Raw genomic sequence first — 21,655 nt, 5'->3', positions numbered from 1 at the left:
CGGGCCCCCCCCCGCCCGCGGGGGGGTTGCGGCTTGGGGGGTGGGGGGCTTGGGGGTGTTTCTTTCCTCCGGAGGAATCTCCTCAGTCGAACGCCGACGTCCCCCGGGTGGGCCGGGACGGCCGGGCCCGCCCCGCCGACATGCCGGAGCGGCGCAGGAAAGCCCGCTCCCTGCTCGCGGAGCGGCCCCGCGCGACCCTGCGCGAGGTCGCCCAGGAGGCCGGAGTCTCGGTCAGCACCGCCCACCGCCTCCGCCAGGAACTGCGGTCCTGCCCGGCCGATCCCGACCCCGACGAGCCGGCGCCCGCCCCCGTGACCGTCCGCGAGGACCCCCCGTACCTCACCTCGCTCGTGGTCGCGGCACCCCAGCGCCGCTCCGGCCTGACCTCCCTCCCGGTCCCGGTGGACCCCGCCTCGCGGGGAGCCGCGCGGATGCGCGTACGGGCCATGGACGTGCTGTCCAACGACCCCTCGATCCGCTTCACGGACAGCGGTCGCGCCCTGCTGCGCTGGCTCAACGGACAGGCCCAGGGCCTCGCGGCGGGCGAGCAGCTGCTGGCGGCCGTCCCCCCGCACTGCGCCCACGCGCTCACCGAGGTGATGAGCCATTACGCCCGCGAGTGGGAGCGGCTGGCCGCCGGAATGCAGCGGACGGACCCGGTGGACGGCCCCTGGCGCGTGGTCCGCTGAGGCGTCCACGGCTGAGGTGCCCATCTCCGAGGCGCCCATCGCCGGTGCGCGACCCCGGGGACGCCGACCGCCACCCTTGAGGCGCCCGCTGCCGGACCCGCTGCCGGACTCGCCCCCGGACCACTGCCGGGCCCTTCGCCGGACCACCGCCGTAGCCCGCCTCCGCGTGCCCCGACCGAGCCCACCGCCCGTGTGGCACCACCACGCGGGACCGTCGCCGCCCGGCCGTCCGCCACCACCGCGACGCGCCCACCACCGCGACGCGCCCGCCCTCGCCCCCGCCGCCGGTCGGCCGCCACGACCGGCGGCGGAACCATGCCCGGCGCACGGAGCGCGCCCCGGAACCGGGGCGGGGAGCGCGCCCCGGAGCCGTGGCCGTACCCCCTGAGCCGTACCCCCCCGAGCCGGACGACGACGCCGGACGACGATCCGGTGGGCCCGTGCTCTCCCGCACCCCGACCGCTTCGTGAGCCCGCCGCCCCGCCCCGCCCCGAACCGTGGCCGCTCGGGCCGTCCCTCCTCCCTTCCATGCCCCGCGCCTCCTCGGCGCGCCCTGGCGCATTTCCATGGGGGGATGGCGCATATGAGAATTCCTCGGTGACGTAGTTCACGTTTGGCGGGAGAATTGCCTCCAGTTGACTCCCTTTGCAGGGGAGACGGAACGGCGAATATGCTCAATTGCCGGACTCATAAGCATTGATGAAACCTTCTGCGCCGCCGCCTTCGTCGTTACCGTGAGACGCGAAACGAGGGGGCGGGCCCCGGGCTTCGCGGCCGTGCTCCCCTCGCCCGGATCCGTTCCGCTGATCCGAGTGATCCGGTCCGCACGTCACGGACCCCGTGTTCCCCGGGTGCCGGTGGCGGTCCGTCGGAGGCCGGCCGACGCCATGGGTGACGCCGGAGCGTCGAACACGGGACGGTCCGCGCACAGACGACCGGTGGGCCCGTGGCAGGTGCGACGCGTTCTGACAGGAGCAGAGTGAACATCTCGGTGGACGACGCCAGAGTCATGGCCAAGGCACTCTTCGAAGCACGTGCGACGGGCCGCCCGATCCCTCCCTTCACCGACGGGCGTCCGACGCTGGACGTGCACGACGGCTACGCCGTCCAGCGCGAACTGGTCACGCTGCTGACAGCGACCGGCGACACCGTCGTGGGCTACAAGGCGGGACTCACCTCCGTCCCGATGCAGGAGCTGTTCGGCGTCAGCACCCCGGACTACGGACCGGTGCTCGGCTCGACCGTGTACGAGAACGGGGCCACCGCCCCGGGCGACGCGTTCATCGCGCCCAAGGTCGAGGCGGAGATCGTCTTCCGGCTCGGCGCGCCCCTGAAGGGGCCCGGCGTCACCGTGGCCGAGGCCCGCGAGGCGATCGCCGAGGTCATGGCGGGCCTGGAGATCGTCGACTCGCGGATCGAGGACTGGCGCATCAAGCTCGCCGACACCGTCGCCGACCTCGCGTCCAACGGCGCGGTCGTGCTCGGCCCGCCCGTCGCGCTGCCCGACGACTGCGACGTCCGGCTCATCGGCATGGCGTTCTCCCGCAACGGCGACCTCGTGGCGACCGGAGCCGGAGCCGCCGCCCTGGGAGACCCGGCCGCGGTGGTCGCCTGGCTGGCGAACGTCCTGGGCGAGCACGGCGTGACGCTCGAAACGGGCCAGCTGATCATGACGGGCGCCCTCCACGCGGCCGTCCCGATGCGCCCCGGCGACAGCTTCGTGGCGGAGTTCGACCGACTGGGCACCGTCACCCTTCACCTGGGCGGCATCGACGGCACCGGTGACAGCGGAACCCCCGACGGCAGCGGCGACAACAGCGACTCGTAGACCACTCCCGCGCCCCAAGGCGAATCTCTAGACAGGGAAGGGCGATGCAGCCATGAAGCGAAACGGGCGCCTGCCCGTGGCCGTCCTCGGCGCCGGCCTCATCGGAGTCGATCTGGCCGAGAAGATCATGCGTTCGGAGTTCCTCGACTGCGGTCTGGTCGTGGGACGCGACGAGAAGACGCCCGGCCTGCGACAGGCGGCCGAACTCGGCCTTCCCATCGGGACACGGGGGATCGACTCCCTCCTGGACGCTCCCGAGCCGTTCGCCATCGTGTTCGACGCGACCAACGCCCTGGCCCACGCCGAGCACGCGGAACGCCTGAGCCTGTCGGGCACCAAGCTCGTGGACCTGACCCCGAGCAAGGTGGGGCGGATGGTCATCCCGAGCGTGAACGCGGCGGAGGTCCTCGGCTGCGACGACATCAACATGATCAGCTGCGGCGGCCAGGCCTCGATACCGATCCTGCACGCGATCACCCAGACCCACCGGGTCGACTACGTCGAGGTCGTCACCACGGCCGCCAGCCCCAGCGTCGGACGCTCCACCCGGCTCAACCTCGACGAGTACATCGAGACCACGCAGGACGCGGTACGCGACTTCACCGGCGTCAAGGACGTCAAGGCGATCCTCAACATCAGCCCGGCCAAGCCTCCGGCGACCTTCCGGGTCGCCATGTCGATGCTGGGGGAGGGCTTCGGCACGGCATCGGTGAACGCCGCCGTGACCACCGCGGCCGAGCAGGTCCGCTCCTTCGCGGGCGGCTACCGGATCACCGCGTGCGTCGTGGAGGAGAACAAGGTGTTCGTCGCCGCCGAGGTCACCTCCTCCGGCGGACGCATCCCCCGGTACGCGGGCAACCTCGACATCATCAACTCCGCCGCGGTCCACGTCGCCGAACGATGCGCGGCGGGCGGCCCGGCGAGCATCCGTACGGAGACGTCATGAGCGCGGCACCCCCTCCCGGCGGCACCCGGAAGCCGGTCCTCATCCACGACGCGTCCCTGCGCGACGGTCATCACGCCGTCCGCCACCAACTGGACGGGGCACAACTGCGCGCCTACGCGCGGGCGGCGAACACCGCGGGCGTCCCCGTGGTCGAGGTGGGGCACGGCAACGGCCTGGGAGCCTCCTCCCTCCAGGTCGGGCAGGCCCGCACCGGCGACGACGAGATGCTGTCCATCGTGCGGGAGGCCCTCACGGACAGCAGGATGGCCGTCTTCATGCTGCCGGGCTGGGGCACCACCTCCGACCTCGAACGGGCCCTCGCCCACGAGGTGGACGTGGTGCGGATCGGCACCCACTGCACCGAGGGCGACCTCGCCGAACGGCACCTCGGCTTCCTCCGCGAGCAAGGCGCCGAGGCCCAGGCCGTCCTCCTGATGAGCCACATGGCGAGCCCCGAACGGCTGGGACACGAATGCGCCCGGCTCGTGGAGTTCGGCGCGACCGCGGTGGGCATCATGGACTCCTCCGGCCACTACCTCCCGGCCGACGTCACCGAACGCGTCCGCGCCATGCGGGAGGCCGTCGACGTCCCGGTGATGTTCCACGCCCACAACAACCTCGGCATGGCGGTCGCCAACTCGGTCGCCGCCGTGGAGGCGGGCGCGGACATCCTGGACGCCTGCGCCCGGGGCTTCGGCGCGGGCGCGGGAAACACCCAGCTCGAAGTGCTGGTGCCCGTACTGGAACGGATGGGCTTCCCGACCGGGATCGACCTGTACGGACTCCTGGACGCGGCCGACATCGCCGAGCGCGAACTCATGCCGGCGCCGCCCACCATCGACTCGGTGAGCGTCGTCAGCGGCCTGGCCGGAGTGTTCTCCGGGTTCAAGACCCGGGTCCTGGACATCTCGCGCCGTGAGGACGTCGATCCGCGCGACGTCTTCTTCGAGCTGGGCAGGAGACAGGCCGTGGCGGGGCAGGAGGACCTCATCGTCGAGGTGGCCCTCGCGCTCAAGGCGGCCCGCGGTGCGTGAGAGCCGCGAGCCCGCGGCTCCGTCGGACGAGGACAGCGAGGGAGAAGCCGACCGTGTACGACGTACTCAAGGACATCCTGGTCAGCGAACTGCACGTACGTGAGGAGGACCTCGCGCCCACCGCCACCCGTGAGGAGGTGGGCCTCGACTCCCTGGCGGTGCTGGAACTGTCCACCGCGCTGCACGAGCGGCTCGGCATCGAGGTCCACGACTACGAACTCCTCGACGCCCGCACCCTCGCCGACGTGGCCCGTCTGATGGCGGACCGGCGGCCGGGTGACTGAGCCACACCGCCGACCCGGGCACCGCCCGCACGACCGGGCCGGGCGGTGCCCCCCTCCACCGGGAGTCCCATGTCTCACCCGTCCCTGCGCGCGGTTCTCGGAACCCTCGCCCCCTACCGGCCCTCCCCGGGCCTCCACGGACCGGCCGCGACGACCCGCCCGCTGTCGGCGAACGAGTCGCCGCACGCCCCGCTGCCCGGTGTCGTCGAGGCCGTCGCACGGGCCGGAGCCACCGTGAACCGCTACCCGGACCCCGGCTGCGGACCGCTGACGCACGCCCTCGCCGAGGCCCACGGGATCACGGAGGACCGGATCGCGGTCGGCGCCGGATCGCTGGCCCTCCTGCAGGCGCTGTTCCAGTCGGTCGCCGACCCCGGCGCCGAAGCCGTCTACGCCTGGCCGTCGTTCGAGGTCTACCCCACGCTCGCCGCCCTCGCCGGAGTGGAATCCGTCCAGGTGCCGCTGGCCGGTCAGACCCATGACCTGCGGGCCATGGCCGACCGGATCTCCCCCCGCACCCGCCTGGTGATCGTCTGCAACCCGAACAACCCGACGGGCACGCTCGTCGCCCACGACGAACTCCGCGCCTTCCTCACCTCCGTACCCCCCACCTGCCTGGTCGCCGTCGACGAGGCCTACCACGAATACGCCCGCGGACCGGCACCCTCCACCGCCCTGGACCTCTGCGCCCAGCACCCCAACCTGGTCGTGCTGCGCACCTTCTCCAAGGCGTACGGACTCGCCGGACTGCGCACCGGATACCTGGTGGGGGACGCCCCCCTCGTCCGGGAACTGCGCAAGGCGTGCCTCCCCTACGCGGTCAGCACCGTGGCACAGCACGCGGCCGTCGCCGCCCTCGGACTCGCCGACCAACTGCTGCGGCGCGTCGACGGCACGGTCGCGGAACGCACCCGGGTCCGCGACACCCTCGTCCGCCGGGGCTGGGACGTCCCCGACAGCCGGACCAACTTCCTCTGGCTCCCCCTGGGCCCGCTCGCCGCCGACTTCGGCGCCTGGTGCGCCCGGAGGGACATCGCGGTACGGGCGTTCCCCGGCCTGGGCGTGCGCGTGTCGGTCGGAACCGCCGAGGACGACGACCACTTCCTCGCCGCGGCCGACGCATGGCGCTCCGCACGGCCGACGGCCACCCCCGGCACCGGACAGACACGGCAGTTCCGAACGACGGCGGAGGCATCATGACCACTCTTCACACCGCGCCCGGCGCACTGCTCCCGGACGGGTCAGGACTGTCCCGGCACGTGGTCGTCGCACCGGGCATGTGCAGCGGCGGCTCCCTGCTGTTCGGCCGCATCGGGGACTGGACCTGGGAGGTGGTGAGCGAGTCCTGCCGGATCAACGTGCACGCCGCCCGTACCGCCGACGGAGACCCCGCCTACCTGTCCTTCTACTACTACCGCGTGCGCGGCGGGGACGTCGTCCATCCCCACGGACTCACCTTCGGCGACGAACTCCGCGTCGACTCGCGGTCGTTCCAGTTCGGCAACCAGTCGGTCATCACCCTGCACCGGCTCGCCCCCGCCGGACTGGACCTCCCCGACGGGCCGCTGGACCCGGCGGAGGTGTACGAACACCCGCACCCGGACTGCCTCTACGCCGAGAACTTCAACCGGTGGATCGCCCGCACCACGGCGGGCAGCAACCGGGGCCTCGCCCAGGTGACGCCCCCGGACTTCGGCTACCAGGACCTGGCCCCGCTCCCCAACGCCTACTCCCCCCGGGCCTTCGTCGGCAGGGCCCGGTCCACCGGAAGCTTCCACCCCGAGGGTCCCCCCGGCTTCCAGGAGGCCGGGGAGCCCCGGACGTTCACCTACACACTGGACGTCGTGCGCGACCTCAACGGCGCCGGACTCATGTACTTCGCCTCGTACTTCTCCGTCTTCGACACGATGCTGCTGCGCCTGTGGCGCTCCCTGGGACGCACCGACGAACAGTTCCTGCGGCGCAAGGTGACCGACCAGAAGATCGGCTACTTCGGCAACGCCGACCCCGGCACCGTCTTCGAGGTCACGGTCCGCCACTGGCGGTGCACCGCGTCCCCGGACGTCGAGATCGCCGACATGGCCCTGCGCGACACCGCCACCGGACACCTGGTCGCCGTCACCGCGATCGAGACCGGGACGGCGGGCGGTCGCTCCCCGGACGGCGACTGACCCCCCCGCTCCCGCCTGCGATCCGCCCGCACCGGAAGCCCTCCCCGCCGAACCGCACCCCGGATGGAGCACATGACCGACGACCTCACGCACGGCGGCGCCGTCGGCGCGACGGTATGGCTGACCGGCCTGCCCAGCGCGGGCAAGACCACGATCGCGCGGACCGCTGCCGACGCCCTGCGGACCGCCGGACGCCGGACCCACGTCCTGGACGGCGACGAACTGCGCGCCCGGCTGACGGCCGACCTCGGCTTCTCCCGCCGGGACCGGGAGACGAACGTGCGCCGCGTCGGCTTCGTCGCGGAACTGCTCGCCTCCCACGGCGTGACCGTACTGGTACCGGTCATCGCCCCCTACGCGGACGCCCGCCACGCCGTCCGCGAACACCACGCCGCCGCGGGCACCGCGTACGTCGAGGTGCATGTGGCGACCCCGGTCGAGGTCTGCGCCGCGCGCGACGTGAAGGGCCTGTACGCCCGGCAGGCGCGGGGCGAGCTGACCGGCCTCACCGGCGTGGACGACCCCTACGAGCCGCCGGACACACCCGATCTGCGGATCCCGGCACACCAGCAGAGCAGCACGGAGTCGGCGGAGGCGCTGGTCGCGCTGCTGCGGGAGAAGGGGCTGGCATGACGACGGCGACCACACCGTACGAGAGCACCGACGACCCGTGCGCACCGACCCACGCGGACCTGCTGGAGTCGGAGGCCGTGCACATCTTCCGCGAGGTGGCGGGCGAGTTCGAGCGGCCGGTGATCCTCTTCTCCGGCGGCAAGGACTCCATCGTCATGCTGCACCTGGCGCTGAAGGCCTTCGCCCCGGCGGCGGTCCCCTTCTCGCTGCTGCACGTCGACACCGGACACAACTTCCCCGAGGTCCTGGCGTATCGGGACCGGGTGGTGGCGGCGCACGGACTGCGCCTCCACGTGGCCTCCGTACAGGACTACATCGACCGGGGCGTCCTCCAGGAACGCCCCGACGGCACCCGCAACCCGCTCCAGACCCTGCCGCTGACGGAGACGATCCGGACGCGGGGGTTCGACGCCGTCTTCGGCGGCGGGCGGCGCGACGAGGAGAAGGCCCGCGCCAAGGAACGGGTGTTCAGCCTCCGGGACCAGTTCTCGCAGTGGGACCCGCGCCGCCAGCGCCCCGAACTGTGGCAGCTCTACAACGGCCGCCACGCCCCCGGCGAACACGTCCGGGTCTTCCCGCTCTCCGACTGGACCGAGCTGGACGTCTGGCAGTACATCGCCCGCGAGGACATCGAACTGCCCCGGATCTACTTCGCCCACGAGCGCGAGGTCTTCCGGCGCTCCGGGATGTGGCTGCCGGTGGGCGACTGGGGCGACCCCGGGGACGGCGAGACCGTCGAGAAACGGCTCGTCCGCTACCGCACCGTCGGCGACATGTCCTGCACCGGCGCGGTCGACTCCGAGGCGGTGACCCTGGACCAGGTGATCGCGGAGATCACCGCGTCCCGGCTCTCCGAGCGGGGCGCCACGCGCGCCGACGACAAGCTCTCCGAAGCCTCCATGGAGGACCGCAAGCGCGAAGGGTACTTCTGAGCATGACCAGGACCACGGAACTCCCGTCCGCCACCCTGCTGCGGTTCGCCACCGCCGGCTCCGTCGACGACGGCAAGTCCACCCTGGTGGGCCGTCTCCTCCACGACTCCAGATCGGTCCTGGCCGACCAACTGGAAGCCGTGGAAAGGGTGTCGGCGGGCCGCGGGCAGGAGGCGCCCGACCTCGCCCTGCTCACCGACGGTCTGCGCGCCGAACGCGAACAGGGCATCACCATCGACGTCGCCTACCGCTACTTCGCCACCCCGAAGCGGCGGTTCATCCTGGCCGACACCCCCGGCCACGTGCAGTACACCCGCAACATGGTCACCGGCGCGTCCACCGCCGAACTGACCGTGATCCTGGTCGACGCCCGCAACGGCGTCGTCGAGCAGACCCGCCGCCACGCGGCCATCGCCGCCCTGCTGCGCGTCCCCCGGGTCGTCCTCGCGGTCAACAAGATGGACCTGGTCGGCCACAGCGAGCCGGTGTTCGCCACGATCGTGGCGGAGTTCACCGAGTACGCCGCCGGACTCGGCGTCACCGGGGTCACCGCGATCCCGATCTCGGCACTGGCCGGGGACAACGTGGTGCGGCCTTCGGCGGTCATGGACTGGTACAGCGGCCCGACGGTGCTGGAACACCTGGAGACGGTGCGGGTCGGCCGGGACCAGGACCGGCGCGGGGCCCGGCTGCCCGTCCAGTACGTCATCCGGCCCCGCACCGCCGAACACCCCGACTACCGGGGCTACGCGGGCCGGATCGCGGCCGGCTCCCTCCACGTCGGCGAACCGGTCACGATCCTGCCGTCCGGCCGTACGACGACGATCTCCGGCATCGACCTCCTGGGCAGACCGGTCGGCGCCGCCCGGACCGGGCAGTCCGTCACCGTCCTCCTGGCGGACGACATCGACGTCTCGCGCGGCGACCTGATCGTGCCGACCGCGGACGCCCCGGCCACCACCCACGACATCGAGGCGACCGTCTGCCACGTGGCCGACCGGGCACTGACCGTCGGCCACCGGGTGCTGCTCAAGCACGGTACCCGTACGGTCAAGGCCATCGTCGAGGACATCCCCGCCCGGCTCACCCTGGACGACCTGACCCTGCGCCCCCACTCCGGACGGCTCGTGGCCAACGACATCGGCCGGGTCAGGATCCGCACCGCCGAGCCGCTGCCCGTCGACCCCTACGCGGACTCGCGCCGCACCGGCTCGTTCATCCTGATCGACCCCGGCGACGGCACCACCCTGACGGCGGGCATGGTCGGCGCGTCCTTCGCCGCCCCCGAACCGTCGGCGGACACCACCGAGGACGACGGCTGGGACTTCTGACCCGCCCGGACCGTACGGACATCCTCAGCGTCCCCCGTCCCCCGTCCCCCGTCCCCCGTCCCCCGGCTCCGGGGCCGGGGGACGAGGGGTTTCCGGGAGGCTCCGCCGCGCCGCTCACCGCCCCGCCGCCGTCCCTCCCGTGGCCCGGTCGGACAGGACCTCGCCGATCGTGCGGAGCGGAACGGGGTCCAGCATCTCGTAGTGGCCGCAGGCGACGTCGAAGGACCAGAGGCGCCCGCCGCCGTACGTCCGCCAGGCGTCCGGGTCGGCTCCCGGGCCGTCCGACGCGGCCCGGAAGTGGAGCACGTCCACCCCGCGCGTCCGCGCCGGGGCCGCCCGCAGCGCGTCCACCGCCGCCCGCACCGCGATCCGCGCGCCCTCCACCGCCCGCTCCCCGAGCAGCGCGATCTGCTCCGGGGGCGTCCCGTCCACGGCGAACCCGGCCGACCCGGCCACGTGCCGGTGCGTCTCCTCCCAGCCCGGCAGACCCCCCTCGGGAGCCGGGTACGAGTCGAGCAGCGCCACGAACTCCACCGCGTGCCCGCCCTCCACCAGCTCGACGGCCACCCCGTGGGCGAGGGTCCCGCCGACCGACCAGCCGAGCAGCCGGTACGGCCCCTCCGGCTGCACCTCCCGGATCCGCCGCGCGTACTCCCGCACCAGCTCCTCCGGCTCGCGCGCACCGCCCTCCGGATCGGCGAGGCTCGGTGCCTGGAGCCCGTACAGCGGCACCTCGGGATCCAGGTGCGGCAGCAGCCGGGCGTACGGCCAGGCGAGACCGCTCGCCGCGTGCACCGCGAACAGCGGCCTCAGCCGTCCGCCGGTCCGCAACGGAAGCAGTACGTCCAGACCGGAACCGTCCCCCCCGCCGTCGAGCAGCCGCGCGAGGGCCGCCGGGCTCGGCGCCTCGAACAGGGCCCGCACCGACAGCTCGGTGCCGAGGACCGCCCGCACCCGGCTCACCAGCCGGGTCGCCAGGAGCGAGTGCCCGCCCAGATCGAAGAAACCGTCGTCCGGACCGACCCGCTCCACCCCGAGCACCTCGGCGAACAGCGCGCACAGCGGCTCCTCGTGCGCGTGGGCCGCCCCGCGACGGACGGCGGAGCCGTACACGGGAGCGGGCAGCGCCGACCGGTCCAGCTTCCCGTTCGGCATCAGGGGGAACCGGTCCAGCGGCACCACCGCGGACGGCACCATGTGGTCCGGCAGCGCGTCACGGAGGAAACGCCGCAGCTCCGCGCCGTCGAGCGCCGCCCCCGGCCCGCCCGCGACGGCGTACGCGACCAGCCGGGGACCGCCCGCCCGGTCCTCCCGCACCACCGCGACCGCCCGCGCCACGTCCTCGTGCCGCAGCAGGGCCGCCTCCACGTCGCCGAGTTCGATCCGGAACCCCCGGACCTTCACCTGCCCGTCGAGCCGGCCCAGATACTCCAGCTGCCCGTCCGGCCGCCACCGCGCCTGATCGCCCGTCCGGTACATCCGGCCGCCGGGCGCCCCGAACGGGCAGGCCACGAACCGCTCCGAGGTGAGCGCCGGGCGGTTCAGATAGCCACGGGTGACGCCCGCGCCCGCGATGTACAGCTCTCCCGGCCGCCCCTCCGCCACCGGCCGGAGCCACGGGTCCAGCACGTACACCCGGGCGTTGGGCACCGGACGGCCGATCGGCGGATCACCCCCGGTGTCGTCGGCGCTCCCGCGCCACCAGGTCGAATAGGTGGTCGCCTCGGTGGGGCCGTAGATGTTGGTGACCGCACAGCCAGGCACCCGGTCGCCCAGCTCGCGCAGCAGGGCGTGCGGCACCGCCTCCCCGCCCAGGACCACGTGCGGCGCCGACACCTCGAAGGCGCCGCCCGCCAGGATGCTCGCCATCGCCGAGGGGACACCGCTGACCAGGCTCCCCTCCCAGCCGTCCCGTTCCAGCAGGGCGAACAGGTCGTCGACCAGCTCCAGGCACCCGCCGAGCGCCAGCGTCGTCACGATCTCGAAGACCGACACGTCGAAGCTGAGCGAGGTGGACGCCAGCACCCGGGCCATGCCCCCGGGCCCGAAGTGGTCCTCGACGGTCGCCACGAAGTTGACGGCGTTGGCGTGCTCGACGACCACGCCCTTCGGGACGCCGGTGGTGCCCGAGGTGTAGATCACGTAGGCGGGGTGCCGGGGCAGGAGCGGTTCCGGCCGTTCCCCGTCCACGACGTCCGTGTCCTCCCGCTCCCCGATCCGCCGCACCACGTCCGGATCGTCCAGGACGAGGGCGGCCGTCCCCTCGGGCAGCACGCCCCGGGTCGCCCCGGTGACCACCGCGAGCCGGGGCCGGGCGTCACCCAGCATCCGCGCCACCCGGTCGGCCGGATAGCGCACGTCCACCGGCACGTAGGCGGCCCCCGCCTTGAGCACGGCGAGCAGGGCGACGACCATGTCAGCGCTCCTCGGCAGCGCCAGGGCCACCCGGGTCTCCGGGCCCGCGCCCTCGGCGAGGAGCACGCGCGCCAGCCGGTTCGCCCGGCGGTTCAGCTCCCCGTGACCGGAGGTCCGCCCTCGGTACGCGAGGGCGGGCGCGTCCGGGACCAGCCGGGCCCGCGCCTCGATCAGGGCGGGCAGCGTGGTCGGCGGCACGGGCCGGTCCGTCGCGTTCCACTCCTCCAGCACCCTTCGGCGCTCGCCGTCCGAGAGGACCGGCAGCTCCCCGACCGTGCGGTGCGGATCCTCGGCGACCGCCGTCAGGATCCGGGCGAAGAGCCCGGCGATCCCCTCCACCGTGCCGCGTCCGAGCAGATCGGGCCGGAAGTCCAGCCGGATGCCCAGCTCCTCGCCCGGCACGCAGATCAGGGAGAGCGGATAGTGGGTGGCGTCGAACCCCGACACGCCGACCAGCAGTGCCTCGCCGAGACGGCGCTCCCCCGAGCCCGTCGGATAGTTGTCGAAGACCGTCGTGGTGTCGAACAGGGACCCGAACCCCGCCCGCCGCTGGATCTCCGTCAGCCCGACGTGATGGTGCTCCAGAAGGTCCAGCTGCTCGTCCTGGACCCGTTCGACGAGGTCGAGCAGCGTGTCCCTGGGGTCCGCCCGCACCCGCGCCGGAACGGTGTTGATGAGCAGGCCGACCATCGTCTCGACGCCCTCGACCTCGGCGGCCCGGCCCGACACCGTCGTCCCGAACACCACGTCGCCCTGCCCGGTGAGCTGCCGCAGCACCAGCCCCCAGGCCACCTGCGTCACCGTGCCCAGGGTCACCCCGGCCTCCCGCGCCCGGTCCGTCAGCGCGGCCGTCACCCCGGCGGGCAGCGCGCGCACCACCCGCTCGGGGACCACCGTGCCCGCGCCCCGCGCGCGGGGGGCCACCAGCGTCGGCCCCTCGATCCCGGAGAGCGCCTCCGCCCAGGCGTCCCCGGACCAGCGCGGGTCCACCTCGCCGAGCCACTCCAGATAGGAGGTGTACGAGGGGGCGGGCGGCAGCGGACGCGCCCCGGCGGCACCGGCCCCCGCGCCGTACAGCCGGAACAGCTCGTCGAGGAGGACCGAGACGGACCAGCCGTCCAGAATGATGTGATGGTTCGTCAGCGCGAACCGCCACCGGGTGTCGTCCAGCCGGATCAGCAGGAAGCGGAGCAGCGGCGGCCGGGCGGTGTCGAAGCGCCGCCGCCGCTCCTCCTCGACCAGCCGCACGGCCCGGGCCTCCCGCCCGTCGGCCGCCGCCCCGGTGAGGTCGGCCGTCCGCCAGTCCACCCCGACCCGGGACCGTACGAACCGTACGGGGGCGCCCGACGCGTCCGTACGGAACCCCGAGCGCAGACTGTCGTGCCGGTCCTGGAGCACCTGGCAGACCTCCCGCAGCAGTGCCGGGTCGAGCGGGCCCTCGAAGTCCAGCACCAGTTGGGTGGTGTAGATGTCCTGGCCGTCCGCGTCGAACGCGGTGTGGAAGAACAGCCCCTGCTGGAGCGGGGACGGTCTCGGCGTCCCCCCGTGGGCGTACCCGGAGGTGTGCTCGTGGGCGTGCTCGGTGTGCTCGGGGGGCTGCTCGTGGATGCGGTCCGCTGTGGTCACGCCGTCTCTCCCGGTTCGCCGGTACGTGCGGTCAGGGTCTCCAGGGCCTCGAACCAGGCGTCCGCCAGGGCCTCCACGCGGGACCGCCCGAGGAGGGCCCGCGGATACGCCCAGCCGACGTGGAGCTCCGGTCGGCCACCCCGGTCCAGGACGACCGCGGACACCTCCAGGAGGTGCGTCAGGGGCATCTCGGGGTCGCCGCCCCCGGAGACCGCCCCGGACTCCGGCGCCAGCCCCCAGTCGGACTCCTCCGGCCGGTCGAAGCGGCCCAGGTAGTTGAAGAGCAACTGCGCCCGGGGCCCCGCCGCGAGCACGGGCGCGGTCTCCGGACGCAGATGGCGCAGCAGACCGTGGCCGAGTCCCTTGTCGGGCATCCGCCCGAGCTGCTCGTCCACCGCCCACACCGTGCCGTCCGGATCGCCCGGCCGCCCCGGGAGCCGTACGGGGAACATGCTGGTGAACCAGCCCACGGTCGCCGACAGGTCGAGGCCGTCGGCGATCTCCTCACGCCCGTGTCCCTCCACGTCCACGAGGAACGGCGGGCCGCCGCCGGGGCCGTCCGCCGTGCGCCAGCGTCCCGCCGCCGTGCTCAGCGCGCCGAGCAGCACCGCGTTCACACCGACGCCGAGCCGGGCGGGCACCCGGGCCAGGAGCGGTTCCGTCCGCTCGGCGGGAAGGATCCGGGTCACCCACTGCTTCGAGCCCTCCACATCACGGCCGGCCACGAGGTCCGCACCGGGCACCAGATCGCCCGCGCCCTCCACGACACCCAGCCAGAAGGGGAGTTCACCCGCCCGCCGCCGCGCCTCCCGCTCCAGACGGCGTCCCCAGTCGGCGAACGACACGGGCGTGAAGTCCGGCCCGGCCGTGCGCGGGGCGGCGCCGGTGCTCAGGTCCTCCAGCAGGACGCGCCACGAGACCCCGTCCACCACCAGGTGGTTGATCATCAGCAGGAGCCGTCCGGGCCGTCCGGGACCCGCGTCGAACCACACCGCCTGGAGCATGTTCCCCTCGCCCGGCGCCAGCCGCCGCCGCGCCGCGTCCGTCCCGGCGCGGACCAGGTCCGCGAGCTCCCCGGCACCGCACCCGGCCGCGTCGACCCGTACGAGGCGGTCGGCCCCGTCCACCGCACCGCGCGGCAGCACGTCCAGGTGCCATTCGGGGGTGCGCCGCAGACGCGTCCGCAGGGCGTCGTGCCGGTCGAGCAGCGCCCGGAGCAGCTCCCGCAGCCGCCGCGAGGACAGATCGGCCGGGGTCCGGACGAGCACGGACTGGTGGAAGCCGTCGACGGGGCCGCCCCGTTCGCGCTGCCAGTGGATGATCGGGGTGAGCGGTACTTCGACGGCCGCCGCGCCCTCGACGGCCGCCGCCACCGGGGCGGACGCCCCCGTCCCGTGCGGCGCCGCCGCCGTACCGGCCTTGGGCGGCCGTTCCTTCGCGTGGAGGGCCAGGGCGGCGACGGTGCGGTACCGGAAGACGTCCCGGGTGGAGAGGGCCAGACCGCGTGAGCGGGCCCGGGACACCAGCCGGATCGACACGATGCTGTCGCCGCCGAGCGCGAAGAAGTCGTCCTCGACGCCGACCCGGGGCCGTCCCAGGACGGCCGCGAACAGTTCGCAGAGGACCTTCTCGGCGGGGGTGTCCGGCTCCCGCGCCCCCGGAGCCGGGGCGGCGGGTTCGTCCGGCGGGGGCAGCGCGGACCGGTCGAGCTTCCCGTTCGGCGTGAGCGGCAGCCCGCCGGGAAGCACGACGACGGCGGCGGGAACCATGTACGGCGGCAGCGCCCGCCCCGCCCACCCGGTCAGCTCCGGAACGAGGCCGCCGTCCCTACCGGTGGACCCGGCGAGCGCGACGTAGGCGACGAGCCGCCGCTCACCGGGCCGGTCCTCGCGCACCACCACGGCGCTGCGGGCGACCCGCTCGTGCCGGTCGAGGACGGCCTCGATCTCCCGGGGCTCGACGCGGAAGCCGCGCAGCTTCACCTGGTCGTCGGCCCGCCTGAGGAAGTCGAGCTCCCCCTCGGACGTCCACCGGACCAGATCACCGGTGCGGTACAGACGGGCGCCGGGCGGACCGTACGGATCGGCGACGAACCGCTCGGCGGTCAGCCCCGGCCGCCCGAGATAGCCCCGGGCCACCCCCGCGCCCCCGATGTACAGCTCGCCCGGGACGCCCACGGGCACCGGCCCCAGCGTCTCGTCCAGGACGTACACCCGGGTGTCGCCCAGCGGGGAGCCGAGCGGCGGGCGGTGTGCGTTGTGCGGGCCGATCGGTGCGGCGAGGGACCAGATGGTCGTCTCGGTGGGCCCGTACACATTGGTGACCTCGGCGGCCAGGGCGACGAGACCGGCGGCCAGCGCGGGGGGCAGGGCCTCGCCGCCGACGAGGACGCGCAGGCCCCGGACCGCCTCGGGGACCTCGGCGACGAGGCCGGACCACAGGGAGGGGGTCGCCTGGACGGCGGTGACTCCGTGCCGCCCGGCCAGCTCGCCGAGCGCGTGCGGCGCGTGCACCTCGTCGGGCGAGGCGAGGACGACCGCGGCGCCGTGGACCAGGGGCAGGAGCAGCTCCAGATGGGCGATGTCGAAGGCGACGGTCGTCACGGCGAGCAGCCGGTCGGCGGGGCCCAGCGGCAGCCGCGCGCGCAGGGCGGTGAGCAGATGGGCCAGATTGCGGTGGGTGACCGCGACCCCCTTCGGGCGGCCCGTCGAACCCGAGGTGTACAGGACGTACGCCGTGGCGTCGGCCGGAACCGGTTCGTCCGGGCCCGGACTCCCGGCCCCTGGGGGCAGGGGGCCGTCCAGGGCGAGCCAGTCGTCGCCGCCGAGCGCCTCGCGGGTGGCGCGGTCGGAGAGCACCAGGAGCGGCGCCGCCTCGGCGAGCACCGACGCCACCCGGTCCCGGGGGTGCTGCGGATCGACCGGGAGGTACGCGGCACCGGTCCGGTGCACGGCGAGCAGCGCGACCAGGAGGTCGGGGGTGCGGCCCGTCGCCACGGCGACCAGCCGCTCGGGGCCCGCGCCCAGCTCCCGCAGCAGTCCGGCCAGCCGGTCCACCCGGGCGTCGAGTTCCCCGTAGGTGATCCGGTCGGTGCCGTGGAGCACGGCCACCGCGTCGGGTGTCCTGGCGGCCTGTTCCCGGAACCACCGGGGCACCGAGCCGTCCGGCACCTCCCCACCGGTCCCGGGGCCGGACCACTCGGTGAGGGCGGTGTGCCGTTCGGCGGGGGACAGCACGTCCAGTCGTCGTACGGGCAGGGCGGGGCGGGCGGACGCGTCGGCGAGGAGACGGGTGAAGTACCCGGCGATCCGTCCGGCGGTGGCGGGGTCGAAGAGGTCGAGGGAGTGGACGAGGGTGCCGTCGAGACCGCCGTGGGACGCGGAGAGGTCGAAGAGCAGGTCGAAGGGGACGCTCCGGTAGCGCCCGTGGTGCAGCGGCTCGACCCGGAGACCGGGCAGTTCCACGGCGCCGGTCGCGTTGTTCTGCAGGCTCAGCATGACCTGGAAGAGCGGGTGCCGCGCCGCCGAGCGCACCGGCGCGACGGCGTCCACGACCTGCTCGAAGGGCACGTCCTGGTTCTCCAGCGCGGCGAGGACCCCGGGACGGACCCGGTCGATCAGCTCGCCGAGGTCCGGGTCCCCCGAGACGTCGGTGCGGACCACCACGGTGTTCACGAAGCAGCCGACCAGTTCGTCGAGACCGCTGTCGGTGCGTCCGGCGACCGGGCTGCCGACCAGGACGTCCGTCCCGGCGCCGAGCCGCCCCAACAGGCCCGCCAGGACGGCGTGCAGCACCATGAACACGCTCGCGCCGTGCGCGCGCGCCAGGGCGGTGAGACGGGTGTGCACCTCGGGGGTGATCCGGAACGGCACCGTCCCGGCGCGGTGGGTGGCGGCGGGAGGGCGCGGCCGGTCGGCGGGCAGCGCGATCTCGTCGGGGGCACCGGCCAGCGCGCCGGTCCAGTGGGCGAGCTGTCGGGCGAAGGGGCTCCCGGGGTCGTCGGGCCGACCCAGCTCCGCCCGCTGCCACAGGGTGAAGTCGGCGTACTGCAAGGGCAGTTCGGGGAGGTCAGGTGCCCGGCCCCGCAGCCGGGCGGCGTAGGCCCCGGAGAGGTCCCGGAGGAAGGGGGCGGCCGACCAGCCGTCGAAGGCGATGTGGTGGACCGTGACCACGAGGACGTGCTCCTCAGGGGAGCGGGCGAGGAGTTCGGCCCGTACGGGTGTCTCCCGCGTCAGGTCGAAGTCGTGCTCCGAGGCCGCGAGCACCGCCGCCTCGACGTCCGCCTCCGGCACGGCCCGCACCGGCAGGTCGAACCCGGCGGGATCCAGGACCAGTTGGCGGGGCGCTCCGTCGGTGACGGGGAAGACGGTGCGCAGGCTCTCGTGCCGGGTCACCACGTCCCGGAGCGCCGCCGCGAGCGCCTCCGCGTCCAGACGGCCCGTCAGCCGCAGGGCCGTCGTCACGGTGTGCGAGGCGGAGCCCTCCGCCAGCTCGCCCTGGAGCCAGAACCGCAGCTGGGAGAAGGACGGGGGCAGGACCTCCCCGCGCGGCCGGGGCCGCAGGGGGCCACGGCCGGTCCCCGAGGCCCCGAACCTCCCGGCGAGCCCGGCGGGCGTCGGCGAATCGAAGACCGCGCGCGGCCCGATCCCGTCGTCCAGCACCTCCCGCAGCCGGTTCACCAGCCGGACGGCGAGCAGCGAATGCCCGCCGAGCGCGAAGAAGTCGTCGTCCGCGCCCACCTCCGGCACCCCGAGGACCTCGGCGAACAGCCCGCACACCAGGCGCTCGGCGGGCGTGCGGGGCGCACGGGAGCCGCTGCTCCGTACGGGCGCGGGCAGCGCCGCCCGGTCCAGCTTGCCGTGGGAGGTGAGGGGCAGCCCCTCGGGCAGCACGACGAGGACGGGCAGCATGTAGTCGGGCAGGTTCCGCCCGGCGTGCTCGGCGACGCCCGCCGCCGGATCGCCGCCGCCCCCGGCGGGGACGACGTAGGCGACCAGGACGCGTTCCCCGGGCCGGTCCTCCCGTACGAGGACGGCGGCGCGGGCGACGGCCGGATGACGTTCCAGGACCGCCTCGATCTCGCGGGGTTCGACGCGGAAGCCCCGTATCTTCACCTGGTCGTCGGCGCGGGCGAGGAAGTCGAGCCGGCCGTCGGCGGTCCACCGCACGACGTCACCCGTGCGGTACATGCGGGTGCCGGGCGCGCCGTGCGGATCGGCGACGAAGAGCCCCGAGGTGAGCCCCGGGCGGCCGAGGTAGCCGCGGGCCAGTCCGGCGCCCGCCAGGTACAGCTCGCCCGGCACCCCGACGGGCACCGGCCGGAGCCACCGGTCGAGGACGTACACCCGGGTGTTCGCCATGGGCCCGCCGATCGGCGGCCTGCCGCCGTCCGCGTCCCGTCCCGGGTCCAGGCGCCCGAACGTGGTGAACGTGGTGTTCTCCGTCGGCCCGTACACATGGGTCAGGGCGGTGTCCGGGAAGTCCGTCAGCATCCGCCGCACGGCCCCGCCCGACGGCTGCTCGCCCCCCGTCCAGACGTGCCCGAGCCGTCCGAGCAGCGGACTTCCCTCCGCGACCAGCAGATTGAAGAGGGCGGTGGTGAGGAACGCGCTGTTCGCGTCGCCCTCGGCCGCGGCACGCTCCAGCGCCCGGGGCGAGGAGTCGCCGGGCGGCACCAGCACGACCGTGCCGCCGCCGAGCAGCGGCACCCACAGCTCGTACGTCGAGGCGTCGAAGGAGTACGGGGAGTGGGCGAGCACCCGGCTGTGGCCACCGTCCGCCGCCCAGCAGGGATCGGTGGCGAGCGCGACGATGTTCCGGTGGGTCACCAGGACGCCCTTGGGGCGGCCGGTGGAGCCGGACGTGTACATCACGTACGCGGCCCGGTCACCGGAGACGTCGGGCCGTCCGCCCGCCGGACCGGGACCGTCCGGACCGGGACCGTCCGGACCGGTGTCGCCCGGACCGGTGTCGTCGTCGGCCAGGACCAGCGGCGGGCCGGACGGCGGGCCCCCGGACGGCGCGCCCCCCGGCGGCGGCGCCGTGAGGGCCCCGGCCCGCTCCCGGGTGGCCTCGTCCGTCAGGAGCAGACAGGGCCGCGCCTCCGCCAGGACCGTACGCTGCCGCTCGTCCGGGTTGCGCGGGTCCAGGGGAAGGTAGGCGGCCCCGGTCCGCAGGACGGCGAGCAGGGCGACGACCAGATCGGTGGAGCGGTCCATGGCCACGGCGACCAGCCGTTCGGGGCCCGCGCCCCCCGCGCGCAGACGGCGGGCGAGACACTCGGCCCGGTCGTCGAGCTCCGCGTAGCTGAGCCGGGACGGGCCGCAGACCACCGCGACCTCGTCGGGCGCAGAGGCCGCGCGCCGCCGGAACAGCTCCGGCACGGAGTCGGCCGGGAGCGGGACGTCCCGGCCGTTCCACGTCTCCAGCGTCGTACGCGCCTCGGCGGGGGAGAGGAGTTCCAGACGGCCCGTGGACCGCTCGGGGGTGGCGACCGCCCGGGTGAGGAAGGCGGTGAAGCAACGGGCCAGCCGCTCGGCGGTGGCCCGGTCGAAGAGGTCGCGGGCGTAGACCAGGGCGCCTTCGAGCGTCCCGCTGGTCTCCACGACGTCGAAGAGCAGGTCGAAGGCGGTCGTGCGATGGGGCACGGGGGCCAGGAGACGGGTGTCGAGGCCAGGGAGGCGCACGGCGGCGCCCGCGTCGTTGCGCAGGTTCAGCATGACCTGGAAGAGCGGGTGGCGGGCCGCCGACCGCGCCGGGTTGACGGCCTCCACGACCTGCTCGAAGGGCACGTCCTGATGGTCGAGCGCGGCCATGACGGCCGTCCGCGCCGTGCGGAGCAGCCCGTGGAAGTCGGGGTCGCCCGAGGTGTCGGTCCGGATGACGACCGTGTTGACGAAGCAGCCGACGAGGTCGTCGAGACCCACGTCGGTGCGTCCGGCGACCGGACTGCCGACCAGGACGTCCGGACCGGCGCCGAGCCGCCGCAGGAACCCCGCGAGCGCCGCGTGCAGGACCATGAAGGTGCTGGCGCCGTGCTGACGGGCGAGCAGGGAGAGGTCCCGGAAGACGTCGGGCGGCAGGGCGAAGGGGACGGTTCCGGCCCGGTGGGTGGCGTCGGTGGGGCGCGGCCGGTCGGTGGGCGGCGCCGTCTCGGCCGGTGCGTCGGCGAGGACCCCGGTCCAGTGGGCCAGCTGCTCGGCGAAGAGACTGCCGGAGTCGTCGGGCGCCCCCAGCTCCTTGTGCTGCCACAGGGTGAAGTCGGCGTACTGGAAGGGGAGTTCGTCCCACGAAGGGGACCGGCCGCCGAGCCGCGCGGTGTAGGCGTCCGAGAGGTCGCGGAGGAAGGGCGCGACGGACCAGCCGTCGATGGCGATGTGGTGCACGGTGATCGCCAGCACATGGTGGCCGGGGGAGCCCACGGCGAACAGCACGGCCCGCAGCGGGATCTCGCCCGCCAGGTCGAAGGGGGGCCCGGCCGCCTCGGCCACGGCCGCCTCGACGTCCTCCTCCGCGATCCGCCGCAGGGGCAGCTCGACCGTCACCGCCTCCAGGATCCGCTGCCCGGGCGCTCCGTCGGTGACCGGGAAGACGGTGCGCAGGCTCTCGTGCCGGGTCACCACGTCCCGGAGCGCCTCGCGCATCGCCGCCGCGTCCAGCGGGCCCGTCAGCCGGAGCGCCATCGAGGCGTGGGGCGACCCGCCGTCGCGGTCCATCTCTTCCTGGAACCAGAACCGCAGCTGCGAAAACGACAGGGGGATCACGGT

General features: G+C 74.3%; 12 protein-coding genes. 10 read left to right on the top strand and 2 right to left on the bottom strand.

Annotated elements, in window-relative coordinates; all coding sequences use genetic code 11:
* Nucleotides 1-107: 107 nt before the first annotated feature.
* The 10 genes from ACFXGN_RS31265 to ACFXGN_RS31220 all read left to right on the top strand — a co-directional run bounded on the left by ACFXGN_RS31265 (nucleotide 108) and on the right by ACFXGN_RS31220 (nucleotide 9,848).
* Entirely contained in the window at nucleotides 108-689 is a 582-nt protein-coding gene (locus ACFXGN_RS31265) for a helix-turn-helix domain-containing protein (RefSeq protein ID WP_384865566.1), read from the top strand.
* Between the two features lie 979 nt (nucleotides 690-1,668).
* Nucleotides 1,669-2,517, top strand: coding sequence for a 2-keto-4-pentenoate hydratase (locus tag ACFXGN_RS31260; protein ID WP_384865564.1), 849 nt, complete (start codon nucleotides 1,669-1,671; stop codon nucleotides 2,515-2,517).
* Between the two features lie 52 nt (nucleotides 2,518-2,569).
* Nucleotides 2,570-3,463, top strand: a complete 894-nt coding sequence (locus ACFXGN_RS31255) for an acetaldehyde dehydrogenase (acetylating) (protein ID WP_384865562.1) — start codon at nucleotides 2,570-2,572, stop codon at nucleotides 3,461-3,463.
* Nucleotides 3,460-4,497, top strand: coding sequence for a 4-hydroxy-2-oxovalerate aldolase (gene dmpG, locus ACFXGN_RS31250; protein ID WP_384865560.1), 1,038 nt, complete (start codon nucleotides 3,460-3,462; stop codon nucleotides 4,495-4,497). Before ACFXGN_RS31255 ends, dmpG begins: the two co-directional genes overlap by 4 nt.
* A 53-nt stretch (nucleotides 4,498-4,550) precedes the next feature.
* Entirely contained in the window at nucleotides 4,551-4,781 is a 231-nt protein-coding gene (locus ACFXGN_RS31245; RefSeq protein ID WP_384865558.1) for an acyl carrier protein, read from the top strand.
* Nucleotides 4,782-4,850: 69 nt separating this feature from the next.
* On the top strand, nucleotides 4,851-5,981 hold the full coding sequence (locus ACFXGN_RS31240; protein ID WP_384865556.1) for a histidinol-phosphate transaminase: 1,131 nt from the start codon (nucleotides 4,851-4,853) through the stop codon (nucleotides 5,979-5,981).
* A complete protein-coding gene (locus ACFXGN_RS31235; RefSeq protein WP_384865554.1) occupies nucleotides 5,978-6,952 on the top strand; it encodes an LnmK family bifunctional acyltransferase/decarboxylase in 975 nt (324 codons plus the stop codon). Before ACFXGN_RS31240 ends, ACFXGN_RS31235 begins: the two co-directional genes overlap by 4 nt.
* 72 nt (nucleotides 6,953-7,024) lie before the next feature.
* A complete protein-coding gene (cysC, locus tag ACFXGN_RS31230; protein ID WP_384865552.1) occupies nucleotides 7,025-7,585 on the top strand; it encodes an adenylyl-sulfate kinase in 561 nt (186 codons plus the stop codon).
* Nucleotides 7,582-8,517 (top strand): sulfate adenylyltransferase subunit CysD, encoded by a 936-nt coding sequence (gene cysD / locus ACFXGN_RS31225; protein WP_384865550.1) that lies wholly within the window; start codon nucleotides 7,582-7,584, stop codon nucleotides 8,515-8,517. The genes cysC and cysD overlap by 4 nt, the downstream gene beginning before the upstream one ends.
* A gap of 2 nt (nucleotides 8,518-8,519) precedes the next feature.
* Nucleotides 8,520-9,848 carry a sulfate adenylyltransferase subunit 1 gene (locus tag ACFXGN_RS31220; RefSeq protein ID WP_384865548.1) on the top strand — a complete coding sequence of 443 codons (1,329 nt, stop codon included), beginning with the start codon at nucleotides 8,520-8,522 and terminating at the stop codon, nucleotides 9,846-9,848.
* A gap of 114 nt (nucleotides 9,849-9,962) precedes the next feature.
* On the opposite strand, the gene ACFXGN_RS31215 is transcribed toward ACFXGN_RS31220, so the two are convergent.
* Both ACFXGN_RS31215 and ACFXGN_RS31210 read right to left on the bottom strand, forming a co-directional pair.
* Nucleotides 9,963-13,889, bottom strand: a complete 3,927-nt coding sequence (locus ACFXGN_RS31215; protein ID WP_384865546.1) for an amino acid adenylation domain-containing protein — start codon at nucleotides 13,887-13,889, stop codon at nucleotides 9,963-9,965.
* The gene (locus ACFXGN_RS31210) at nucleotides 13,886-21,652 is read right to left on the bottom strand and encodes an amino acid adenylation domain-containing protein (RefSeq protein ID WP_384865544.1); all 7,767 of its coding nucleotides are present in this window, start codon (nucleotides 21,650-21,652) and stop codon (nucleotides 13,886-13,888) included. The genes ACFXGN_RS31215 and ACFXGN_RS31210 overlap by 4 nt, the downstream gene beginning before the upstream one ends.
* Nucleotides 21,653-21,655: the final 3 nt, after the last annotated feature.

Origin of the sequence: Streptomyces sp. NPDC059247 (genome assembly GCF_042754005.1) — a bacterium.
GTDB lineage: Bacteria > Actinomycetota > Actinomycetes > Streptomycetales > Streptomycetaceae > Streptomyces.
This window is presented reverse-complemented; position numbering and strand designations above follow the sequence as displayed.